This is a genomic window from Acinetobacter lanii, from assembly GCF_011578285.1.
GTDB lineage: Bacteria > Pseudomonadota > Gammaproteobacteria > Pseudomonadales > Moraxellaceae > Acinetobacter > Acinetobacter lanii.
The window spans coordinates 2,046,068-2,072,430 of sequence record NZ_CP049916.1 but is presented as its reverse complement, the minus strand read 5'-3'; the positions used below and the strand labels follow the sequence as shown (position 1 = coordinate 2,072,430).

10 protein-coding genes and 1 tRNA gene are annotated in these 26,363 nt (G+C 44.6%); 9 read left to right on the top strand and 2 right to left on the bottom strand.

Annotated features, from left to right (window positions below; translation table 11 throughout):
• Window positions 1–227 precede the first annotated feature (227 nt).
• Window positions 228–15,605, top strand: coding sequence for a GA-like domain-containing protein (locus G8D99_RS09570; protein ID WP_166325034.1), 15,378 nt, complete (start codon window positions 228–230; stop codon window positions 15,603–15,605).
• Window positions 15,606–15,819: 214 nt separating this feature from the next.
• On the opposite strand, the gene G8D99_RS09565 is transcribed toward G8D99_RS09570, so the two are convergent.
• Window positions 15,820–15,895, bottom strand: a tRNA-Gly gene (locus tag G8D99_RS09565).
• A 72-nt stretch (window positions 15,896–15,967) separates the two neighbouring features.
• Entirely contained in the window at window positions 15,968–17,389 is a 1,422-nt protein-coding gene (cysS, locus tag G8D99_RS09560) for a cysteine--tRNA ligase (RefSeq protein ID WP_166325031.1), read from the bottom strand.
• Between the two features lie 213 nt (window positions 17,390–17,602).
• Here cysS and G8D99_RS09555 point away from each other — a divergent pair, with 213 nt between their 5' ends.
• The 8 genes from G8D99_RS09555 (at window position 17,603) to G8D99_RS09520 (ending at window position 25,999) form a co-directional block, all read left to right on the top strand.
• Window positions 17,603–18,580 (top strand): KpsF/GutQ family sugar-phosphate isomerase, encoded by a 978-nt coding sequence (locus tag G8D99_RS09555; protein ID WP_166325028.1) that lies wholly within the window; start codon window positions 17,603–17,605, stop codon window positions 18,578–18,580.
• 3 nt (window positions 18,581–18,583) lie between these two features.
• Complete coding sequence (locus G8D99_RS09550) at window positions 18,584–19,123, top strand: KdsC family phosphatase (protein WP_166325025.1); 540 nt, start codon at window positions 18,584–18,586, stop codon at window positions 19,121–19,123.
• A 38-nt stretch (window positions 19,124–19,161) separates the two neighbouring features.
• Window positions 19,162–19,707 (top strand): LPS export ABC transporter periplasmic protein LptC, encoded by a 546-nt coding sequence (gene lptC, locus G8D99_RS09545; protein WP_166325022.1) that lies wholly within the window; start codon window positions 19,162–19,164, stop codon window positions 19,705–19,707.
• 25 nt (window positions 19,708–19,732) lie between these two features.
• A complete protein-coding gene (gene lptA / locus G8D99_RS09540) occupies window positions 19,733–20,260 on the top strand; it encodes a lipopolysaccharide transport periplasmic protein LptA (RefSeq protein ID WP_406741519.1) in 528 nt (175 codons plus the stop codon).
• A complete protein-coding gene (gene lptB, locus G8D99_RS09535; protein WP_166325016.1) occupies window positions 20,260–21,006 on the top strand; it encodes an LPS export ABC transporter ATP-binding protein in 747 nt (248 codons plus the stop codon). The genes lptA and lptB overlap by 1 nt, the downstream gene beginning before the upstream one ends.
• 156 nt (window positions 21,007–21,162) lie before the next feature.
• Window positions 21,163–22,689, top strand: coding sequence for a TolC family protein (locus G8D99_RS09530; RefSeq protein ID WP_166325013.1), 1,527 nt, complete (start codon window positions 21,163–21,165; stop codon window positions 22,687–22,689).
• Complete coding sequence (locus G8D99_RS09525; protein WP_166325010.1) at window positions 22,686–24,815, top strand: type I secretion system permease/ATPase; 2,130 nt, start codon at window positions 22,686–22,688, stop codon at window positions 24,813–24,815. The genes G8D99_RS09530 and G8D99_RS09525 overlap by 4 nt, the downstream gene beginning before the upstream one ends.
• The gene (locus G8D99_RS09520) at window positions 24,812–25,999 is read left to right on the top strand and encodes an HlyD family type I secretion periplasmic adaptor subunit (RefSeq protein ID WP_166325007.1); all 1,188 of its coding nucleotides are present in this window, start codon (window positions 24,812–24,814) and stop codon (window positions 25,997–25,999) included. Before G8D99_RS09525 ends, G8D99_RS09520 begins: the two co-directional genes overlap by 4 nt.
• Window positions 26,000–26,363: the final 364 nt, after the last annotated feature.

Here is a 26,363-nt window from a genome sequence, read left to right as displayed (position 1 = left end):
AATTGATATTTTTCTTATAAAAATAACAGTTTTTGTGCTTTTATCTGCGAAATATGAAAATGTTTATAAACAGTGCCTTATAAAATTATATTTGATTATTTTGAAAATATAAACAGATTGTTTAGAAAATGTTTTATGTAGAGTGTTTTTGTGGGTTTTTTATTCTGAATTAGTTCTGCTAATACTAGATAACTAATGAAAATTAACACAATAAAAAGGAACATTTTATGCCAACGGTACAGGTTATTTCTCAACAAAAGGGATCAGTAATTGAAACGACTGATAGTAATCGAATTAATTTGGCTGAAAAGGCTGATATTAAAGTAAATATTAATTTTAAACATGTTGAAAAGATTGAGAAGCAAGGTCAAGCAGCAGTTATTATTTTGGATAATGGTGAGGAAATCATTATTGAAAATTTCTTTGATTATCCAATTGACTCTCAAAAAATATTTTTCGAGGGTGATGATGGTTCATTATATTGGGCAGAATTTACGGACTCATCAGGCGTAATTCTAGATAAAATTATTTATAATCCTATTACAGAATCGTTTTTAAATGAAGGTGTTGTACCATGGCTGATAGGGGCTGCATTAGGTGGAGCTGTAATTGCTGTTGCGACAAATCAGTCGAATGGTTCATCAAATGTCAATAATAGTGATAGTGAACGTGATATAGCAGAAAAATTAGTTAAAAATGCTGAAGATACCTATAAAAATGCATTAAATAAAATTAACGATGCACAAACCGATGGCTTAATCACACCAGCAGAACAACAAGCGATTCAAGATGCAGTCAATGCTGCAAATAATGCAGAACAAACTGCACAAGATGCAGTGAATGCGCTACCAGGCAGTACAGACAAAGATGGTTTACAAGATCGTTTGGATGATCTAATTGATCTCGTTGTTCCAGCAGTGAATGACCAAGATGGTAATGGCATTGATGATGTAGTCGACAGCTTAGTTGCGGATGTGGAAGCCGCAGTTGGTGCAGCAGAACAAGCGTATACAGATGCAGCGACTGCGTTAGCGACAGCAAAAGCGGATGACCTGATCAACCCAACCGAAGTGGCTCAATTAGAACAAGCACTCAAAGATGCCCAACAAGCAAAAGCAGATGCTCAAGCAGCTGTGGGTGCATTGCCAGCAGAGGTCCAAGAGGCGATCGATGACTTCCAAGAACGTTTGGATGGCTTAACCGATATCGTGATTCCAGCGGTGAACGATGCGAATAACAATGGCATTGATGATTCAACGGAAGATCCATTAACACTTGCTGAAGATTTAGTAGATGCAGTAGAACAGGCGCATCAAGCAGCAGAAAATGTAATTGCGGATGCACAAAAAGATGGCTTAATCACACCAGCAGAACAACAAGCGATTAAGGATGCGGTGAATGCTGCAAATAATGCAGAACAAGCAGCGCAAGATGCGGTGACTGCATTACCGGACAGCACTGACAAAGAAGGTCTAGAAGATCGTCTTGATGCGTTGACTGATCTTGAAGTTCCTGCGGTGAACGATGCCAATAACAACGGTATCGATGATGCAACTGATGCAAGCGCAGCAGATGCCTTGGTGGATACAGCAGAACAGTTGCATCAAGCCGCTGAAGATCTGATTGCTGAATTACAAGCAGACGGTCTGATCACGCCTGAAGAACAACAATTGATTCAGGACGCGGTGGATGTAGCGACTGCAGCAGAACAAGCGGCACAAGAGGCAGTGACTGCCTTAGCAGATAGCGAGGACAAATCGGATCTAGAAGATCGAATTAATGCCTTGACGGATCTTGAAGTTCCTGCGGTGAATGATGCCAATAACAACGGTATCGATGATGCAACTGATGCAAGCGCAGCAGATGCCTTGGTGGATACAGCAGAACAGTTGCATCAAGCCGCTGAAGATCTGATTGCTGAATTACAAGCAGACGGTCTGATCACGCCTGAAGAACAACAATTGATTCAGGACGCGGTGGATACAGCGACTGTAGCAGAACAAGCGGCACAAGAGGCAGTGACTGCATTACCACAGAGCACTGACAAAGAAGATCTAGAAGATCGTCTTGATGCCTTGACGGATCTTGAAGTTCCTGCGGTGAACGATGCCAATAACAACGGTATCGATGATGCAACTGATGCAAGCGCAGCAGAAACCTTGGTGGTTGAAGCTGAAACAGCGCATCAAGCGGCAGAAGATCTGATTACTGAATTACAAGCAGACGGTCTGATCACGCCTGAAGAACAACAATTGATTCAGGACGCGGTGGATGTAGCGACGGCAGCTGAACAAGCGGCACAAGAGGCAGTGACTGCATTACCACAGAGCACTGACAAAGAAGATCTAGAAGATCGTCTTGATGCCTTGACGGATCTTGAAGTTCCTGCGGTGAATGATGCCAATAACAACGGTATCGATGATGCAACTGATGCAAGCACAGCAGATGCCTTGGTGGTTGAAGCTGAAACAGCGCATCAAGCGGCAGAAGATCTGATTGCTGAATTACAAGCAGACGGTCTGATCACGCCTGAAGAACAACAATTGATTCAGGACGCGGTGGATGCAGCGACTTCAGCAGAACAAGCGGCACAAGATGCAGTGACTGCCTTAGCAGATAGCGAGGACAAATCGGATCTAGAAGATCGAATTAATGCCTTGACGGATCTTGAAGTTCCAGACGTGAATGACCAAGACGGTAATGGGGTTGATGATGCGGTTGAGGCAGCAAACGCTTTGGTGGTTGAAGCTGAAACAGCGAATCAAGCGGCAGAAGATCTGATTGCTGAATTACAAGCAGACGGTCTGATCACCCCTGAAGAACAACAATTGATTCAGGACGCGGTGGATGTAGCGACTGCAGCAGAACAAGCGGCACAAGATGCAGTGACTGCCTTAGCAGATAGCGAGGACAAATCGGATCTAGAAGATCGAATTAATGCCTTGACGGATCTTGAAGTTCCTGCGGTGAACGATGCCAATAACAACGGTATCGATGATGCAACTGATGCAAGCGCAGCAGATGCCTTGGTGGATACAGCAGAACAGTTGCATCAAGCGGCAGAAGATCTGATTGCTGAATTACAAGCAGACGGTCTGATCACCCCTGAAGAACAACAATTGATTCAGGACGCGGTGGATGTAGCGACGGCAGCTGAACAAGCGGCACAAGAGGCAGTGACTGCATTACCACAGAGCACTGACAAAGAAGATCTAGAAGATCGTCTTGATGCCTTGACGGATCTTGAAGTTCCTGCGGTGAACGATGCCAATAACAACGGTATCGATGATGCAACTGATGCAAGCGCAGCAGATGCCTTGGTGGATACAGCAGAACAGTTGCATCAAGCGGCAGAAGATCTGATTGCTGAATTACAAGCAGACGGTCTGATCACGCCTGAAGAACAACAATTGATTCAGGACGCGGTGGATACAGCGACTGTAGCTGAACAAGCGGCACAAGAGGCAGTGACTGCATTACCACAGAGCACTGACAAAGAAGATCTAGAAGATCGTCTTGATGCCTTGACGGATCTTGAAGTTCCTGCGGTGAACGATGCCAATAACAACGGTATCGATGATGCAACTGATGCAAGCGCAGCAGAAACCTTGGTGGTTGAAGCTGAAACAGCGCATCAAGCGGCAGAAGATCTGATTACTGAATTACAAGCAGACGGTCTGATCACGCCTGAAGAACAACAATTGATTCAGGACGCGGTGGATGTAGCGACGGCAGCTGAACAAGCGGCACAAGATGCAGTGACTGCCTTAGCAGATAGCGAGGACAAATCGGATCTACAAGATCGAATTGATGCCTTGACGGATCTTGAAGTCCCTGCAGTGAACGATGTCAATAACAACGGCATTGATGATGCAGTTGAGGCAGCAGATGCTTTGGTAACTGAAGCTGAAACCGCGCATCAAGCGGCACAAGATCTGATTACTGAATTACAAGCAGACGGTCTGATCACGCCTGAAGAACAACAATTGATTCAGGACGCGGTGGATGTAGCGACGGCAGCTGAACAAGCGGCACAAGAGGCAGTGACTGCATTACCACAGAGCACTGACAAAGAAGGTCTAGAAGATCGTCTTGATGCCTTGACGGATCTTGAAGTTCCTGCGGTGAATGATGCCAATAACAACGGTATCGATGATGCAACTGATGCAAGCACAGCAGATGCCTTGGTGGTTGAAGCTGAAACAGCGCATCAAGCGGCAGAAGATCTGATTGCTGAATTACAAGCAGACGGTCTGATCACGCCTGAAGAACAACAATTGATTCAGGACGCGGTGGATGCAGCGACTTCAGCAGAACAAGCGGCACAAGATGCAGTGACTGCCTTAGCAGATAGCGAGGACAAATCGGATCTAGAAGATCGAATTAATGCCTTGACGGATCTTGAAGTTCCAGACGTGAATGACCAAGACGGTAATGGGGTTGATGATGCGGTTGAGGCAGCAAACGCTTTGGTGGTTGAAGCTGAAACAGCGAATCAAGCGGCAGAAGATGTGATTGCCGGTGCAGAAGCAGACGGTCTGATCACCCCTGAAGAACAACAAGCGATTCAAGATGCGGTGGATGCAGCGACTGCGGCTGAACAAGCGGCACAAGATGCAGTGAATGCGCTACCAGACAGTACAAACAAAGATGGTCTGCAAGATCGTTTAGATGATTTGACTGATCTTGTTGTTCCAGCGGTAAACGACCAAGATGGTAATGGTATTGACGATGCGACAGACAGCTTAGTGGCAGATGCAGAAGCAGCAGTTGCGGCAGCAGAAGCAGCGTATAACGATGCAGCAGATGCATTGGCGAATGCACAGTCAGATGATCTGATCAACCCAAGTGAAGTGGCTGAATTAGAACAAGCGCTTGAGGATGCACAACAAGCCAAAGACGAAGCACAAACAGCGGTCAATCAATTGCCAGCTGAAGTCCAAGATGCGATCGATGGCTTGCAAGAGAGTCTAGATGCCTTGACCGATATCGTGATCCCAACGGTAAACGATGCTAATAACAATGGTATTGATGATTCAACGGAAGACCCATTAACACTCGCTGAAGATTTAGTAGATGCCGCAGAGCAGGCCCATCAGGCAGCAGAAGATCTGATTGCTGGTGCAGAAGCAGACGGTCTGATCACCCCTGAAGAACAACAAGCAATTCAAGATGCGGTGGATGTTGCAAATAATGCAGAACAAGCGGCACAAGATGCAGTGAATGCGCTACCAGACAGTACAGATAAAGATGGTCTGCAAGATCGTTTAGATGATTTGACTGATCTTGTTGTTCCAGATGTAAATGACCAAGACGGTAATGGTGTAGATGATGCGGTTGAGGCAGCAGATGCCTTGGTAACTGAAGCTGAAACCGCGCATCAAGCGGCAGAAGATGTGATTGCCGGTGCAGAAGCAGACGGTCTGATCACCCCTGAAGAACAACAAGCGATTCAAGATGCGGTGGATGCAGCGACTGCGGCTGAACAAGCGGCACAAGATGCAGTGAATGCGCTACCAGACAGTACAAACAAAGATGGTCTGCAAGATCGTTTAGATGATTTGACTGATCTTGTTGTTCCAGCGGTAAACGACCAAGATGGTAATGGTATTGACGATGCCACAGACAGCTTAGTGGCAGATGCAGAAGCAGCAGTTGCAGCAGCTGAAGCAACATATAAAGATGCAGCAGATGCCTTGGCGGCAGCAGAAGCAGATGGCTTAATCAGTCAAACAGAATTTGATGCCTTAACCCAAGACTTGGCGGATGCACAACAAGCGAAAACTGATGCGCAAGCAGCAGTGGATGCATTACCAGCAGATGCCCAAGAAGCGATTGACGGCTTCCAGCAACGTCTTGATGCCTTGACCGATATCGTGATCCCAGCGGTCAACGATGCGGACAACAATGGCATTGATGATGCAACAGATAGCCTGATTGCAGATGCAGAAGCAGCAGTTGCGGCAGCAGAACAAGCGTATAGCGATGCAGCAGATGCCTTGGCAGCAGCAGAAGCAGATGGCTTAATCAGTCAAACTGAGTTTGATGCCTTAACCCAAGACTTAGCGGATGCACAACAAGCGAAAACTAATGCGCAAGCAGCAGTGGATGCATTGCCAGCAGAGGTACAAGAAGCGATTGATGGCTTCCAGCAACGTCTTGATGCCTTGACCGATATTGTGATCCCAGCGGTGAACGATGCGGACAACAATGGTATTGATGATGCAACAGATAGCCTGATTGCAGATGCAGAAGCAGCGGTTGCAGCAGCAGAACAAGCGTATAGCGATGCAGCAGATGCCTTGGCGGCAGCAGAAGCAGATGGCTTAATCAGTCAAACAGAATTTGATGCCTTAACCCAAGACTTGGCGGATGCACAACAAGCGAAAACTGATGCGCAAGCAGCAGTGGATGCATTACCAGCAGATGCCCAAGAAGCGATTGACGGCTTCCAGCAACGTCTTGATGCCTTGACCGATATCGTGATCCCAGCGGTCAACGATGCGGACAACAATGGCATTGATGATGCAACAGATAGCCTGATTGCAGATGCAGAAGCAGCAGTTGCAGCAGCAGAACAAGCGTATAGCGATGCAGCAGATGCCTTGGCGGCAGCAGAAGCAGATGGCTTAATCAGTCAAACAGAATTTGATGCCTTAACCCAAGACTTAGCGGATGCACAACAAGCGAAAACTAATGCGCAAGCAGCAGTGGATGCATTGCCAGCTGAGGTCCAAGATGCGATCGATGGCTTGCAAGAACGTCTAGATGCCTTGACCGATATCGTGATCCCAGCGGTGAACGATGCGGACAACAATGGTATTGATGATGCAACAGATAGCCTGATTGCAGATGCAGAAGCAGCAGTTGCAGCAGCAGAACAAGCGTATAGCGATGCAGCAGATGCCTTGGCAGCAGCAGAAGCAGATGGCTTAATCAGTCAAACTGAGTTTGATGCCTTAACCCAAGACTTAGCGGATGCACAACAAGCGAAAACTGATGCGCAAGCAGCAGTGGATGCATTACCAGCAGATGCCCAAGAAGCGATTGACGGCTTCCAGCAACGTCTTGATGCCTTGACCGATATCGTGATCCCAGCGGTCAACGATGCGGACAACAATGGCATTGATGATGCAACAGATAGCCTGATTGCAGATGCAGAAGCAGCAGTTGCGGCAGCAGAACAAGCGTATAGCGATGCAGCAGATGCCTTGGCAGCAGCAGAAGCAGATGGCTTAATCAGTCAAACTGAGTTTGATGCCTTAACCCAAGACTTAGCGGATGCACAACAAGCGAAAACTAATGCGCAAGCAGCAGTGGATGCATTGCCAGCAGAGGTACAAGAAGCGATTGATGGCTTCCAGCAACGTCTTGATGCCTTGACCGATATCGTGATCCCAGCGGTCAACGATGCGGACAACAATGGCATTGATGATGCAACAGATAGCCTGATTGCAGATGCAGAAGCAGCAGTTGCGGCAGCAGAACAAGCGTATAGCGATGCAGCAGATGCCTTGGCAGCAGCAGAAGCAGATGGCTTAATCAGTCAAACTGAGTTTGATGCCTTAACCCAAGACTTAGCGGATGCACAACAAGCGAAAACTGATGCGCAAGCAGCAGTGGATGCATTACCAGCAGATGCCCAAGAAGCGATTGACGGCTTCCAGCAACGTCTTGATGCCTTGACCGATATCGTGATCCCAGCGGTCAACGATGCGGACAACAATGGCATTGATGATGCAACAGATAGCCTGATTGCAGATGCAGAAGCAGCGGTTGCAGCAGCAGAACAAGCGTATAGCGATGCAGCAGATGCCTTGGCGGCAGCAGAAGCAGATGGCTTAATCAGTCAAACTGAATTTGATGCCTTAACCCAAGACTTAGCGGATGCACAACAAGCGAAAACTGATGCGCAAGCAGCAGTGGATGCATTGCCAGCAGATGCCCAAGAAGCGATTGATGGCTTCCAGCAACGTCTTGATGCCTTGACCGATATCGTGATCCCAGCGGTCAACGATGCGGACAACAATGGCATTGATGATGCAACAGATAGCCTGATTGCAGATGCAGAAGCAGCAGTTGCGGCAGCAGAACAAGCGTATAGCGATGCAGCAGATGCCTTGGCAGCAGCAGAAGCAGATGGCTTAATCAGTCAAACTGAGTTTGATGCCTTAACCCAAGACTTGGCGGATGCACAACAAGCGAAAACTGATGCGCAAGCAGCAGTGGATGCATTGCCAGCAGATGCCCAAGAAGCGATTGATGGCTTCCAGCAACGTCTTGATGCCTTGACCGATATTGTGATCCCAGCGGTCAACGATGCGGACAACAATGGCATTGATGATGCAACAGATAGCCTGATTGCAGATGCAGAAGCAGCAGTTGCTGCAGCAGAACAAGCGTATAGCGATGCAGCAGATGCCTTGGCGGCAGCAGAAGCAGATGGCTTAATCAGTCAAACTGAATTTGATGCCTTAACCCAAGACTTGGCGGATGCACAACAAGCGAAAACTAATGCGCAAGCAGCAGTGGATGCATTGCCAGCTGAAGTCCAAGATGCGATCGATGGCTTGCAAGAGAGTCTAGATGCCTTGACCGATATCGTGATCCCAACGGTAAACGATGCTAATAACAATGGTATTGATGATTCAACGGAAGACCCATTAACACTCGCTGAAGATTTAGTAGATGCCGCAGAGCAGGCCCATCAGGCAGCAGAAGATCTGATTGCTGGTGCAGAAGCAGACGGTCTGATCACCCCTGAAGAACAACAAGCAATTCAAGATGCGGTGGATGTTGCAAATAATGCAGAACAAGCGGCACAAGATGCAGTGAATGCGCTACCAGACAGTACAGATAAAGATGGTCTGCAAGATCGTTTAGATGATTTGACTGATCTTGTTGTTCCAGATGTAAATGACCAAGACGGTAATGGTGTAGATGATGCGGTTGAGGCAGCAGATGCCTTGGTAACTGAAGCTGAAACCGCGCATCAAGCGGCAGAAGATGTGATTGCCGGTGCAGAAGCAGACGGTCTGATCACCCCTGAAGAACAACAAGCGATTCAAGATGCGGTGGATGCAGCGACTGCGGCTGAACAAGCGGCACAAGATGCAGTGAATGCGCTACCAGACAGTACAAACAAAGATGGTCTGCAAGATCGTTTAGATGATTTGACTGATCTTGTTGTTCCAGCGGTAAACGACCAAGATGGTAATGGTATTGACGATGCCACAGACAGCTTAGTGGCAGATGCAGAAGCAGCAGTTGCAGCAGCTGAAGCAACATATAAAGATGCAGCAGATGCATTGGCGAATGCACAGTCAGATGATCTGATCAACCCAAGTGAAGTGGCTGAATTAGAACAAGCGCTTGAGGATGCACAACAAGCCAAAGCTGATGCACAAGCGGCGGTGGATGCATTGCCAGCTGAGGTCCAAGATGCGATCGATGGCTTGCAAGAACGTCTAGATGCCTTGACCGATATCGTGATCCCAGCGGTGAACGATGCGGACAACAATGGTATTGATGATGCAACAGATAGCCTGATTGCAGATGCAGAAGCAGCAGTTGCAGCAGCAGAACAAGCGTATAGCGATGCAGCAGATGCCTTGGCGGCAGCAGAAGCAGATGGCTTAATCAGTCAAACTGAATTTGATGCCTTAACCCAAGACTTGGCGGATGCACAACAAGCGAAAACTAATGCGCAAGCAGCAGTGGATGCATTGCCAGCAGAGGCACAAGAAGCGATTGATGGCTTCCAGCAACGTCTTGATGCCTTGACCGATATTGTGATCCCAGCGGTGAACGATGCGGACAACAATGGCATTGATGATGCAACAGATAGCCTGATTGCAGATGCAGAAGCAGCGGTTGCAGCAGCAGAACAAGCGTATAGCGATGCAGCAGATGCCTTGGCGGCAGCAGAAGCAGATGGCTTAATCAGTCAAACAGAATTTGATGCCTTAACCCAAGACTTGGCGGATGCACAACAAGCGAAAACTGATGCGCAAGCAGCAGTGGATGCATTACCAGCAGATGCCCAAGAAGCGATTGACGGCTTCCAGCAACGTCTTGATGCCTTGACCGATATCGTGATCCCAGCGGTCAACGATGCGGACAACAATGGCATTGATGATGCAACAGATAGCCTGATTGCAGATGCAGAAGCAGCAGTTGCGGCAGCAGAACAAGCGTATAGCGATGCAGCAGATGCCTTGGCAGCAGCAGAAGCAGATGGCTTAATCAGTCAAACTGAGTTTGATGCCTTAACCCAAGACTTAGCGGATGCACAACAAGCGAAAACTAATGCGCAAGCAGCAGTGGATGCATTGCCAGCTGAGGTCCAAGATGCGATCGATGGCTTGCAAGAACGTCTAGATGCCTTGACCGATATCGTGATCCCAGCGGTGAACGATGCGGACAACAATGGTATTGATGATGCAACAGATAGCCTGATTGCAGATGCAGAAGCAGCAGTTGCAGCAGCAGAACAAGCGTATAGCGATGCAGCAGATGCCTTGGCGGCAGCAGAAGCAGATGGCTTAATCAGTCAAACTGAGTTTGATGTCTTAACCCAAGACTTGGCGGATGCACAACAAGCGAAAACTAATGCGCAAGCAGCAGTGGATGCATTACCAGCAGAGGCACAAGAAGCGATTGACGGCTTCCAGCAACGTCTTGATGCCTTGACCGATATTGTGATCCCAGCGGTGAACGATGCGGACAACAATGGCATTGATGATGCAACAGATAGCCTGATTGCAGATGCAGAAGCAGCAGTTGCAGCAGCAGAACAAGCGTATAGCGATGCAGCAGATGCCTTGGCGGCAGCAGAAGCAGATGGCTTAATCAGTCAAACTGAATTTGATGCCTTAACCCAAGACTTGGCGGATGCACAACAAGCGAAAACTAATGCGCAAGCAGCAGTGGATGCATTGCCAGCAGGGGCACAAGAAGCGATTGATGGCTTCCAGCAACGTCTTGATGCCTTGACCGATATTGTGATCCCAGCGGTGAACGATGCGGACAACAATGGTATTGATGATGCAACAGATAGCCTGATTGCAGATGCAGAAGCAGCGGTTGCAGCAGCAGAACAAGCGTATAGCGATGCAGCAGATGCCTTGGCGGCAGCAGAAGCAGATGGCTTAATCAGTCAAACAGAATTTGATGCCTTAACCCAAGACTTGGCGGATGCACAACAAGCGAAAACTGATGCGCAAGCAGCAGTGGATGCATTACCAGCAGATGCCCAAGAAGCGATTGACGGCTTCCAGCAACGTCTTGATGCCTTGACCGATATCGTGATCCCAGCGGTCAACGATGCGGACAACAATGGCATTGATGATGCAACAGATAGCCTGATTGCAGATGCAGAAGCAGCAGTTGCGGCAGCAGAACAAGCGTATAGCGATGCAGCAGATGCCTTGGCAGCAGCAGAAGCAGATGGCTTAATCAGTCAAACTGAGTTTGATGCCTTAACCCAAGACTTAGCGGATGCACAACAAGCGAAAACTAATGCGCAAGCAGCAGTGGATGCATTGCCAGCTGAAGTCCAAGATGCGATCGATGGCTTGCAAGAGAGTCTAGATGCCTTGACCGATATCGTGATCCCAACGGTAAACGATGCTAATAACAATGGTATTGATGATGCAACAGATAGCCTGATTGCAGATGCAGAAGCAGCGGTTGCAGCAGCAGAACAAGCGTATAGCGATGCAGCAGATGCCTTGGCGGCAGCAGAAGCAGATGGCTTAATCAGTCAAACTGAATTTGATGCCTTAACCCAAGACTTAGCGGATGCACAACAAGCGAAAACTGATGCGCAAGCAGCAGTGGATGCATTGCCAGCAGATGCCCAAGAAGCGATTGATGGCTTCCAGCAACGTCTTGATGCCTTGACCGATATCGTGATCCCAGCGGTCAACGATGCGGACAACAATGGCATTGATGATGCAACAGATAGCCTGATTGCAGATGCAGAAGCAGCAGTTGCGGCAGCAGAACAAGCGTATAGCGATGCAGCAGATGCCTTGGCAGCAGCAGAAGCAGATGGCTTAATCAGTCAAACTGAGTTTGATGCCTTAACCCAAGACTTGGCGGATGCACAACAAGCGAAAACTGATGCGCAAGCAGCAGTGGATGCATTGCCAGCAGATGCCCAAGAAGCGATTGATGGCTTCCAGCAACGTCTTGATGCCTTGACCGATATTGTGATCCCAGCGGTCAACGATGCGGACAACAATGGCATTGATGATGCAACAGATAGCCTGATTGCAGATGCAGAAGCAGCAGTTGCGGCAGCAGAACAAGCGTATAGCGATGCAGCAGATGCCTTGGCGGCAGCAGAAGCAGATGGCTTGATTAGTCAAACTGAATTTGATGCCTTAACCCAAGACTTAGCGGATGCACAACAAGCGAAAACTAATGCGCAAGCAGCAGTGGATGCATTGCCAGCAGATGCCCAAGAAGCGATTGATGGCTTCCAGCAACGTCTTGATGCCTTGACCGATATCGTGATCCCAGCGGTAAATGATGCCAATAACAATGGCGTAGACGATTCGACTGAAGATCAAGTTGCTCTGGTTGAAGACTTAGTTGCAGCAGCAGAACAAGCGTATAGCGATGCAGCAGATGCCTTGGCAGCGGCAGAAGCAGATGGCTTGATCAGTCAAACTGAATTTGATGCCTTAACCCAAGACTTAGCGGATGCACAACAAGCGAAAACTGATGCGCAAGCAGCAGTGGATGCATTACCAGCAGATGCCCAAGAAGCGATTGATGGCTTCCAGCAACGTCTTGATGCCTTGACCGATATTGTGATCCCAGCGGTCAACGATGCGGACAACAATGGCATTGATGATGCAACAGATAGCCTGATTGCAGATGCAGAAGCAGCAGTTGCGGCAGCAGAACAAGCGTATAGCGATGCAGCAGATGCCTTGGCGGCAGCAGAAGCAGATGGCTTAATCAGTCAAACTGAGTTTGATGTCTTAACCCAAGACTTGGCGGATGCACAACAAGCGAAAACTAATGCGCAAGCAGCAGTGGATGCATTACCAGCAGAGGTGCAAGAGGTGATTAATGGCTTCCAAGACCGCTTAAATAGTTTGGTTGCAATTGTCATTCCACCAGTAACAGATGTTACGCCACCACAAAACATTACTGTCGATATTAAGGCGATCAGTGAAGACACTGGTACAAATACCAATGACTTTATAACGATTGATAAAACGTTGACTGTGAGTGGAACGATTTCAAGAGCACTAGAATCTGACGAAACCGTTCAAGTTTCGCATGATGGCGTGAACTGGTTAGATGCGATTACGACAGGTACAACTTGGTCTGTTGTCGACACAACAACCTTATCTGCACAGAACTATACTTATACAGCAAGAGTAGTTGATGCTGCCGGTAATGTGGCTGAAGTTACAGACAGTCAAGATGTGCGTGTAGTGGATCTATTGGCAAATGCAGACTTAGGTACTCTTCAGACCAATTTCATTCCTGTACAAAAACCAACTAATCTTGCTGATTTCACGGTTGATAGTTTAAGTTTGTATGATGGCTGGTTAAGTGGTGCAAATAACGCAGTTGCTGCAACACAGACCTTTACAGTTGCTCCAGGTAATATTGCCGAGATTGATCTCGTATTTGACGGCACGTTATTTACACTTAACGCAATTACCTCTATTACTTTAGGATTAGTGATTCAAAAGCAAAATGCCGATGGAACATGGACTGATATACAAAATAATGCAAATTTTGGTACAGCAGCATCGTTTGCGCTTGGTATCGGTAACTATGCTGATGGTACATGGTCTGATATTAGTTTAGGACAAGGTACTTATCGTTTTGTGATGTATGGTAAAGCTGATTTCGGGTTTACCAATAGTTCAGTTAGTGGAACCTTTGATTTTAGTGGTCTAGACTACGATTACGGCCAAGTGACCACCACAGGTAATGTGATTAGCTCGAATGATATTCATTCAGGTACAGTGACATTGTCTAAGATAGCTTCAGAAATGAATACGGCAGGAGTTACTCTAACAGGTACCTCAACGTCGATCACTGGACAACATGGAACCTTGACGATTTCTTCAAATGGTAGCTATAGCTATACGCGCTTCACAGATGGCGATAATTATGGCCAACAGCATATTGGTAAAACGGATACATTTACTTATACCATTACAGATCAGTGGGGTCATACGTCTACGAATGTGTTGAATATTCAAATTCATTCGAAAGATCAACCAAATGCATTTGTGTTTAACCCAGAGAATCCTGCTGCTGATGCTTCAATCGTTGTGACAGCAGTGAATGATACTAAGACGACTGCGACTAACTTGACAGTACAAAATTCGCAAACGCTTTATAACACCAGCTCGAGTACACAAGGAAAAATTTCTAGCCCTGATAGTTTACCTGATAATGGTTCTATTGATTTCTCTGGTGCATCAACGGGTGCTGTAACCACTGGCAATAATGTCAACTATGCAAATGTGACAGTAGCAGCAAACTCAATCATGCAGTTGAATTATTACTCTAATTATCCTTCAGGTAATTTTAATTTAACTGTTGAAAAGAATGTGGGTGGCACATGGACAACTGTTTCTACAGGTGTAACGCACAATACGTCATCGTATCCATCTACATCAAGTCCAGGTCATATCGCAATTTACAATGCTGACAATGCGGCTACAGCCTATAGAATTGTTCTGAATACTCCAACTGCAACTGGTAGTAATACGGTTTACTTCTATAGCCTGTCTACAGATGCTCGTTATTACAACTATGAAAAGAATTTTAAATCTTCTTCATTGGTTGTGAATTCAAGTATTACAGGTAATGTCATTGATAATGATTCCGGTAAATTTGCTGCAAAAGTTACTACTGTGGATACCATTGCTGTAACTACGGCGGGTTCTAATATTATTGGAGCAAAAACTGGTGCAACGCTAAATATGAAAGCCGATGGTACCTATACATTGACAGGGTTGGATCGTCACGATTTAGGTAAAACAGAAGTGTTTAATTACACCATCACGGGTGATGGCGTACAGAACTCGAGTGCAAATTTATCAATCAATGTTTCAGCTTCGGGTACGATTATGCATACTGCGGATACTGGAACAGCGACCTTAACAGGAACAGATCGTACTTATGCGACCAGTTCAAGCGGAACTTATACATCAGGTGATGACGTATTTGTGAGTCGAGGTTCAAATGATGTGATTAACTCCTTAAAAGGTAATGACACCTTGATCTATAACCTGTTGGATAAAGCCAGTGCCACAGGTGGGAATACCAATGGGACAGGTCACGATTCATGGAATGGATTTACAGTTGCGAAGTCGACTTCAACCAATACCGATATTGATTTCATTGATATTAGAGGCTTACTAGAAGACCATACGACAACTTATAACGATACAACCATCAAGAATATTTTATCTGCAGTTTCAAATGGTACGAATACCACATTATATGTAGATCGTGATGGTGCAGGAACTAACTATTCTGCAACAGCATTGTTAACCTTGAATGGTGTGGATACTAGCCTTGATGAGTTACTAAAAAATCAGCAGATTCTCTATTAATAGTTGAGAGTAATGCTATAACTGTTTCCAAACAGATGCAAAAAAAAGAACCTGCGGGTTCTTTTTTTTAACTCAAATAATTGAATAACCACCGATTTTGTGGACACACTGTGAGTGCATACTTTTTAAAGTATCAGATTTTTTGATGAGTGAAAATCTTAAATAAAATCAATAAAAAAAGCCCTCATCGAAAGATGAGGGCTTTTTCGTATTCTGGAGCGGGAAAGGAGACTCGAACTCCCGACCCCAACCTTGGCAAGGTTATGCTCTACCAACTGAGCTATTCCCGCAATGAGGGCCATTATAGAGAATTTCACAGCAGTGTCAACTCTCTATAACAACCCGAAGAACTGTTTGATTAATTAATCAGCGCGTCGCCAAACTGTACCTTGACGTGTATCTTCAAGTACTACACCTTGATCCAATAAAGATTGACGAATTTCATCTGCACGCGCAAATTCTTTGGCTTTTTTGGCATCTTTACGTTGTTGAATCAGGTCTTCAATTTGCTCAGGGCTTAAACTTAAGGTTTCTTGACCAATATCAGATTTGAGGAACGCTTCAACATCATATTGAACCAACCCTAAAATATTGGTCAAATGACGTAAAGTGGAATAGTAGATCGCAGCTTGTTCCGCATTTTCTTCTTTGATGGCACTATTGAGGGCTTTGTTAATTTCAAACAATACCGCAATCGCTTCCGGTGTATTGAAATCATCACGCATTGCAGCATTGAAACGTTCAACCAATTGCTCATCCAAAGTATCTACAAGATGTTCGCCATAAACCGCTTGGTAAGATTTAAACGAATTATAAAAGCGCATTAAGGTTTGTTTGGCTTCTTTTAATGCCACATCTGAATAGTTGACTGGACTACGATAGTGTGATGACACAATGAAGTAGCGCACCACTTCAGGATGGAATTTCTCAATCACATCACGAATGGTGAAGAAGTTGCCGAGTGACTTCGACATTTTCTCGCCATCTACATTAATGAAGCCTGCATGCATCCAATAATTCACATATTGTTCACCAGTGGCTGCTTCAGATTGCGCAATTTCATTCTCATGATGTGGGAAACTTAAGTCAGCGCCGCCACCATGAATGTCAAAATGATTGCCTAGGCAGCAAGTCGACATTGCTGAACATTCAATATGCCAACCTGGACGACCCTTACCCCAAGGTGAAGCCCATGACGGCTCATTTTCCTTGGCATGTTTCCAAAGTACAAAGTCAAAAGGATGTTTCTTTTCAACTTCTACATCAACACGTTCAGACGCCCCAGCTTGCATATCCTCAAGCTTACGACCTGAAAGGCGACCATATTTGGCAAATTTTTCAACTTCAAAATATACGTCACCATTGTTCGATGGGTACGCTGTACCTTTATCGACTAGGGTGCCAATCATATTTTGCATTTGATCGATATAGTCCGTGGCTTTAGGCGCAGCATCCGGTGCAACACAGCCCAATTTGGCGAAATCTTCATTCATGGCATCAATAAAACGCGTCGTGAGAGCGGAGATGCTTTCACCATTTTCATTGGCACGTTTAATGATTTTGTCGTCAATGTCGGTAATGTTACGGACGTATTTAACCTGCCAACCTTGGCTACGTAAGAAGCGAATAATATAGTCAAATGCAACCACCGTACGTGCATGACCAATATGACAGTAATCGTAAACCGTCATACCACACACATACAGATCAATTTGTCCTTCTTTACGTGGCACAAATTCTACTTTTTTACGTTGCTCTGAGTTGTATAGAACAAATGGTTGCATAGGTCTTCAAAAAGCTTCAAAAAATGATGGCTCATCATAACTTATGACTTATCTTTCATAAAGTTTTATACGTTATTTTTCTATGCAAATGAAATTTGTACATTTAGCAAATCCGCCTTGGTTTGGATATGTTAATATAGGCAAAATATTCCGTTGATTGAAATCACAAACTCGCTTTCGAGTTAAGGTACGTTTATTTTGAATTCCGAAAATATGCCAAATCAGATTGATTTCCAAAAGGTTGCAATCGAAACATTGTCGATTGAACAACAAGCTTTAGCCGTCTTAGCTCAACAGATTGATGAACGCTTTAGCCGGGCTTGTGAAATTATTTTACAATGTCATGGGCGTTTAGTGGTCACGGGCATGGGGAAATCTGGGCATATTGGTCGTAAAATGGCAGCGACATTTGCTTCAACAGGTACGCCTTCTTTCTTTATGCATCCCGGAGAAGCGGGACATGGCGATTTGGGCATGTTGGTCCGTGGTGATGTGCTGATTGCCATTTCAAATTCGGGCAAAAGTGATGAAATCATGATGCTCATGCCATTGATTAAGCATTTAGGTGTGCCACTGATTACCATTTCAGGTGATGACAAAGGGCCGATGCCTCAAAATGCCGATGTTGCACTGACTTTAGGTGAGATTCATGAAGCCTGTCCGCTGGGTTTAGCACCTACGTCGAGTACCACAGCAACTTTGGCGCTCGGTGATGCGCTTGCGGTGGCTTTACTTGAAGCACGTGGCTTTACTGCCAATGATTTTGCGATGTCTCATCCCGCAGGTGCCCTCGGTAAACGTTTGTTGTTGCATGTGAAACATCTGATGCATACCGGTGCAGAATTACCAAAAGTGTCGCCAGATACACCAATGAACAAAGTGCTTTACGAAATCTCCAATAAACGTCTAGGTTTAACCACAATTGTGGACGACAATGGTGTCCTGTTGGGGATATTTACCGATGGTGATTTACGTCGTTTGATTGATAAACATCAAGGCTTTGATGTGAATTTGCCTGTATCTGAAGTGATGACCAAAAATCCGTTGACCATCTCTCAGGAAGCACGTGCGGTTGAAGCTTTAGAACAAATGAATGAGAAAAAAATCAATCAATTTGCTGTGGTGAATGATCAACAGCAAGTGATTGGTGTGATTGGTATGCATGACCTGATTCAAGCTGGAGTAAACTAAACCATGGCTTCATATGCACTTTTAGAACAAGCACGTCATATCCAAGCTTTGGTATTAGATGTAGATGGTATTTTAAGTGATGGTTTTGTCACACTGACCAATACCGGGGATGAGCTAAAATCCTTTGATATCCGAGATGGCTTGGGAATGAAATTGGTGCAAAAAGCCGGATTGAAAGTGATTATTATCACGGGTCGTAAAAGTCAGATCGTGGAAAAACGTATGACTGACTTGGGTGTGGATTTAATTTTCCAAGGTCGTGAAGACAAAGGTGTTGCACTGCGAGAAGCGTGCGCACAACTTGATCTTTTACCTGAAGACTGTTTGTACATGGGCGATGATTGGCCAGATTTGTCTGCATTTGCTCTTGCAGGAATGAAAGTTACGGTTCCTAATGGACATGTCGAAGTTCGTCGTCGTGCGGACTTGGTCACCCAGTCCTATGGTGGGCGTGGCGCAGTGCGTGAAATCTGTGACATGCTGCTCTCTGCCAAAGGCGCATATCAAGAACTGCTTGAAAAATATTTAAGCATCCCACATTAATATAGACATTGTAGCTATATCAAAATAGTTGATGATTTATGGATACTAGAGTCCTATATATCGCTGCGATAATTATTGCCTCAATCACGGGTGGTTATTATTATTACAGTGGTAAAGGCAAAAAATTGGATGCCAACACGGCTCAGTCGATGACATACTCAGCGAATGGCATCAATCTGTTACAAACCAATGATCAGGGTCAACTGCATGTTCGAGCGACGGTGGATTCGCTTGAACAAGATATGCGAGACCAAACCTCGAAGCTCAGTAATTTAAATGCTTCGATGTATACTGCCAATCAAGTCGATTCAACTTTTTATGCCAAGCAGGCGCATGGTTATAATGACAATGAAAAAGTGATATTGACGGGCAATGTAAAAGCCACGCGACTGACAAAGCAGGGTGAAATGGTCTTTCTAACGGATCAGTTAACAGGTTATCCTAAGTTAAAAACCTTTGATACCAAACATAAAGTTACTGTGAATTCTCCAAATGGTCAATTTGTAAGTCAAGGATTACAAGCAAACTTGAATAATGGTCAATACGAATTTTTTAATATTCGAGGAAAGTATGCACAACACTAATCAACACTCACGCACCTTATCTTTCATGAAACACGTGATTCTAGGCGTGGGTCTTAGTGCATTTTCTGTAATGTCTTTTGCACTGCCGAGCGACCGTAATCAACCGATTTCTTTACTTGCTGATCGTGCAACGTATAACGAAAAAACAGGCTTAACCACTTATTCGGGCAATGTGGTGATTGAACAAGGCACCATGAAATTGAATGCTGCATCAATCGTGGCACAGCTGAATTCGAAAAAGCAAATCAGTACCATTACTGCGACGGGTTCACCGGCTAAATTTCAGCAACAATTAGAGACCAATCGTGGCATTGCCCGTGGTGAAGGTCAAAAAATTGTGTATAACGCAGAAACTGGAATTTTGAATTTATCGGGCAATGCTTCACTGTACCAAGATGGCGCAAGTATCCGCGGTGCGAATTTAAAATATAGTATGAATAAAGGTGACATTGAGGTGTCAGGTGGCTCAAATGCCAATGGTGGTAGTAAAGGTCGTGTGCAAATGATCATCCCACCTTCTGCAACCAAATCATTCCCAGGGGCAAAAGATTAATGCAAGCCTCAGAAAATCAAGTGCAAACCCTCACCATCAAACATTTGGCAAAAGTGTATAGTAAACGTTGGGTAGTGAAAGACGTTTCTTTTAGTATGCAAAGCGGGCAAATCGTGGGCTTGTTGGGTCCCAATGGTGCCGGCAAGACCACCAGTTTCTATATGGTGGTGGGTCTTGTACGTATGGACAAAGGTGAAATTCATCTTGATGGTGTAGATATCTCGGACTTGGCGATGCACGAACGTGCTCGTCACGGCATTGGCTATTTACCGCAAGAAGCGTCAATTTTCCGTAAACTGAGTATTGCCGATAATATTATGGCGATTCTTGAGACCCGTAAGGATCTTGATAAGCAACAACGGCAACAGCGTTTAAAAGAATTGTTGGAAGATTTTAAAATCACCCATATTAAAGACTCGTTAGGTATGAGCGTATCGGGTGGTGAACGTCGCCGTGCGGAAATTGCCCGTGCCTTGGCAGCCGATCCGAAGTTTATGTTATTGGATGAACCCTTTGCCGGTGTGGATCCGATCTCTGTGGGCGATATTAAAGACATCATCACCACATTGAAGGATCGTGGCATTGGTGTGCTGATTACCGATCACAATGTGCGTGAAACTTTAGCGATTTGTGAGCATGCCTATATCGTCAGTGAAGGTGCAGTGATTGCAGAAGGTACACCAGATCAAGTACTTGCTGATGAAACTGTCCGTAAAGTATACTTAGGTGATGATTTCACAGTATAAGAAATATTTGTGACACTTATAAAATAATCTTGTTTTATAAGTGTTTACAATGTAAGTTATTTTAATTAGTGTTTAAGATTATAATTTATTTAGAAATAATATAAAAAATAGGTAGAATACAAGAAATTTTGTGATGTTAATCATAAATCTTAATAAATGAGAATTGATGTGGCAAAAAATAAAATAAAATCGAATGGGGTGGGGCGGATTACCTTGATTTTATTCAGTTTGTATGCGAGTTATTCACATGCTGAAGAATCAAAAATCAATCTACGTTCTGTGAAAGATAATGTGCAACGACTCTTTACACCAGAATCCTCTCAAGATTTTCGTAAGGTACAACTGAATCAGTTGAGTAAGTTTGAGTTTGATGCCAGTCAAGTTCAAGATTTACCCTTGGTTTCTGCGCGCTCTCAAGCCTTGACTGCGGAATCGAGTTACATCCCTTCAAAAAAGCTGAATCTTTTTGAAGCGGTGCAGCTTGCAGTGTCAAGACATCCGGATATTTCTCAAACCATTTCAGCTTTGGCATCGCAAAATGCCAATATTGATGTGGCGCGTGCTGGTTATTACCCGCAGTTAAGTGCGGGTGTGTCGACCGGAGATTTCACTTCAGGATCACAACGCGGACAGCAGTTGCTGAATTTAAATGCCACCCAAATGCTCTATGACTTTGGTAAAACCAAAAGTGGTGTGAATACGCAGCAAGCGAAATTGATGGCATCTCAGGCAGAAGTCTTGGTGGCGATTGATCAAATTGCACTTGAAGTGGCCTCTGCTATTGTCAATATTAAGCGCTATCAAGAGATTTCAAGAATTGCGCGTGAGCAAATCAAGGGAATTTCAAGAATTGCAGAAATTGCCAATTTACGTGCCAAAGCCGGCATCAGTAGTCAGGCTGATCCGATTCAAGCGCAATCGTATTTGGAAGCTGCTCAATCCAATTTAATTGTGCAAGAAACTCAGTTGAATCTGTATCGTCAACGTTTAAAGACTTTATTGGGCAGTGATGTGTCGAATCTAGATTGGGAAGTCCCGGAAAGTTTAGTGGCTCGCTCTAATATTTATAGTGATCCACAGTTCAATCAAATTCCGCAAATGATGTTGGCCAAAGCCCAAGTCGATGTTGCTGCCTCTGAAAAGAAACAAACCAGTTTGACGCGATATCCGACCCTAAATGTCAAAGGGACTTTAAGTCAGGCGGTGAATGGGACGAATCCAAATAACAACAAAGACAATGGCACAGACAGTTCGATCATGTTAGAGGCGACCAGTAACTTCTATCAAGGGGGCGCGATTGCGTCACAAACCCGAGCTGCAAGTTATGCAGAAGAAGCAGCCAAGGCCAAAGTCAATGCGGTTTATTTGGATACCATGAACTCAATTCGATTGGCCCAAGAGCAGGTTGAAAACAAGCAACGTCAAATGCAAGTGTTAGTCGCACAACAAGCAACCACAGTGAGAACAAAAGAGTTGTATCAAGAACAATATAAATTGGGGACGCGAACCGCAGTTGACTTACTGAATGCAGAGCAAGCCATTCACAGCGCGAATTCTCAAATAGAAACTGCGCGATACGATATTTATGACAATTTGGTGCAGTACATTGCTGCCGCAGGGAAAACCCGTGATGTCTATCAGCTTAATAACCTTACCATTCAAGGGGTAGAGATACAGCCATGAATAAAAGAATAAATTATCAACCCTGGTTACAGGGTGTATTGACTGTAGCTCGACACTACCGTATTGAAACATCAGCTGAAAAAATTCGTTTGGAACTCAATTGGAATCCAAACCAAAGTATTGATGATGTTTTGGCGATCATTACCCGTCAAATGGGACTGCATTTACGCAAAGTGGATTTTAGTACTGAAATTCTCAACCCTTGGCGCTTACCAGTTTTAGTCGGCTTTAAAGATGGTCAAGTCGGTGTCATCGATAAAGCGGATGCTGAAGGCAATGTCAGTGTTCAATTGAGTGGTGATGAAGGTTTAGCACAAACATTCACAGCTGATCATTTGGCACAAGTGATTGAAAATGTCTACATTCTTCGTCCTGAAACCTCCATTCCTGACGCACGTATTGATGAATACATCAAACCGTACGAGAAGAGCTGGTTTTGGGACATCGTACTGAAAGATTGGAAGCGCTATGTCGACATTATGTTTGCCTCAATGCTGGCAAATATCTTGGCTTTGGCAACCATTGTGTTCTCTATGAACGTCTATGACCGTGTTATTCCAGCGCAGTCGATTCCAACGCTTTGGGTCTTGGCAAGTGGGGTATTACTGGCGGCAATTTTTGAATTTGCACTAAAATATTCACGTCTGATCTTGTCCGATATGATTGGTAAACGTGCCGATCTTAGGATTTCAGACAAAGTCTTTGGTCATGCACTGCGTATTCAAAATAAAGAACGCTCAAAATCAACAGGGACCTTTATTTCACAAGTGCGTGAGCTTGAAGGTGTACGTGAGTTGGTCACTTCCACCACCATTACCGCATTTGCCGATTTGCCGTTCTTCTTCTTGTTCCTCGGTATATTCTGGTTGATTGGCGGTCATCTGTTCTGGGTGATTTTGGTGGTTGTGCCATTGATGATTATTCCGGGACTGTTGGTACAAAAGAAATTGGAAGCCTTGGCCAAAGAAGGGATGCGTGAATCTTCGATTCGTAATGCAATCTTGGTTGAAGCAGTTCAAGGCATTGAAGACATTAAACTGTTACGTGCTGAATCACGCTTCCAAAACCAATGGAATCACATGAATGACGTTGCAGCTTCAGTCAGTATGAAGCAACGTAAAATCGTAGGTGTGTTGAGTTTGTGGACGCAAAAACTGCAAGGTCTAACTTTTGCGATTGTGGTTTTGGTCGGTTGTTTTGCGGTGATGAAAGGCGATATGACCACCGGTTCTTTGGTGGCATGTTCGATTCTGTCTTCACGTATGTTGGCGCCAATTGCACAAGTCACTGGCGTATTAGGGCGTTATCAACAAGCCAAAACTGCGAAAGAAGGTTTGGATGAATTGATGCGTAAACCTGTAGATCATCCACCACGTCAACAGTTGATTCAACGTGCGGCTTTAAATGGTCAGTATGAGCTGAGCGGTGTGGTGTTTAAATATGGCGATGAAGATCCTAAACCGAGTGTAATTATTCCGAAACTGGTGATTAATCCAGGGGAAAAAATTGCGATTTTAGGTCGAAATGGTGCAGGTAAATCCACCATTCTACAATTGCTTTCTGGTATGCAGGTTGCGACACAAGGCAAAGTAAAACTCGATGATATCGACATCACCTTACTTGATCCGTCCGATGTGCGCCGTGATGTTGGCTTACTCAATCAGCAAGCCCATTTGTTCTTCGGTACAGTGCGTGAAAACTTGACCTTAGGTGCACCGCTAGCAACCGATGAAGACTTATTAAAAGCCCTATCAGTTACCGGTGCCTTGAACTTCATTCAAGAGAAAAAAGAAGGACTTGATCATGTGATTCTGGAAGGCGGTGTGGGCTTCTCTGGTGGTCAACGTCAAGCATTGCTGTTATCGCGTCTGTTGATCTGTCAGCCGAATATTTTACTGCTGGATGAGCCGACTGCATCGATCGATGATGTTTCTGAAAAACAACTGATTGATCATATGAAAGCATGGCTCGGTCACCGCACCTTAGTGGTGGCAACGCATCGTCGTGCAGTTTTGGAATTGGTCGACCGTATTATTGTGGTGAATGAAGGTCGTGTGGTGATGGATGGACCGCGAGATCAGATTTTAAATAATACAGCACAACAAAATTCAGGAGCGAGATCATGAGCGAAGAAGTAAGAAAACCCCGTTCCCTGAAAGTCACTCATTTAGAACCGCCATTGCCTAAAGTCAGTATTACCATTTGGGTGATTGGGATCGGCTTGTTGGTGTTGCTGATCTGGGCATGGGTCTTTAAACTCGAAGAAGTGTCACAAGGTACAGGTAAAGTGGTACCGACCTCTAAAGAGCAAGTTATTCAATCACTTGAAGGTGGTATTTTAACCAAGCTTGAAGTCAAAGAGGGGGACATTGTGAAAAAGGGGCAAACTCTTGCACAACTTGACCCAACACGCTTTGCATCGAATGTCGGTGAGTCTGAGTCATTACTGTTATCTTCCCAAGCGACATCTGCGCGTTTGCGTGCCGAGGTCAATGGTGGACCACTGGTCTTTCCTGAAAGCGTGCGTAATATTCCAAAATTGGTACAAGAGGAAACACAACTGTATCAATCGCGCCGTTCAAATATGGAAGAGTCCATTGCAGGCTTAAAACAGGCATTGACTTTGGTGCAACAAGAACTAAGAATGACTGAGCCTTTGGTAGCAAAAGGTGCAGCCAGTGAAGTGGAAGTACTGCGTTTAAAGCGTCAAGCCAATGAATTGCAAAATCAAATTAATGACGTTAAAAATCAGTACTATGTACAAGCACGTGAAGAATTGTCTAAATCGAACACCGATGTTGAAACCCAACAACAAGTGGTCAAAGGTAAATCTGACAGCTTAAACCGTACTGTGTTTAAAGCGCCTGTACGTGGTATCGTCAAAGAAATTGATGTGATGACCTTAGGTGGTGTCGTTCCACAAAATGGTAAGTTGATGACCATTGTACCGCTTGATGAACAGCTGTTGATTGAAGCGCGCATTTCACCACGTGACATTGCGTTCATTCATCCGGGTCAAGAAGCATTGGTGAAAATCACAGCCTATGACTATTCGATCTTTGGTGGTCTAAAAGGCAAAGTCACAGTCATTTCTCCAGATACCATTCGTGATGAAGTGAAACAAGATCAGTTCTACTACCGTGTTTATATTCGGACCAATACCGATAAGCTGTATAACAAAGCCGGTAAAGCTTTTGCAATTACGCCGGGTATGGTGGCGTCAGTGGATATTAAAACGGGTCAGAAAACGATTCTTGAGTATCTGTTGAAACCATTCAATAAAGCTAAAGAAGCACTGCGTGAAAGATAAAAAGATTGTTTAAAAAAAGCCTCCTCTATATAGGAGGCTTTTTTATAAAACCAAGCATCGATATCAGAAAAACTCTATAATAAAGTTTTGCTAATGAATTAATAGATGGAGTTAATGGAAAATAAGATATATTTAAATTAAAAAAAATATAATGTGATCTAGTTTGCCTAATAAAATAAAATGAATAAGTATTGGTTAGTTGTTTTAAAAAGCAAGAACTAATATAAAAAAAAGCATCATACCACCGATCTTTGATTGCTTGTTTAATAGACTATATTTGAGTATCGTTTGACTAATTTATAATTAAATTTGGCATAAAAATGACTAATCTAAGCGAAATACAGCAAAATAATGAATCTTTAGA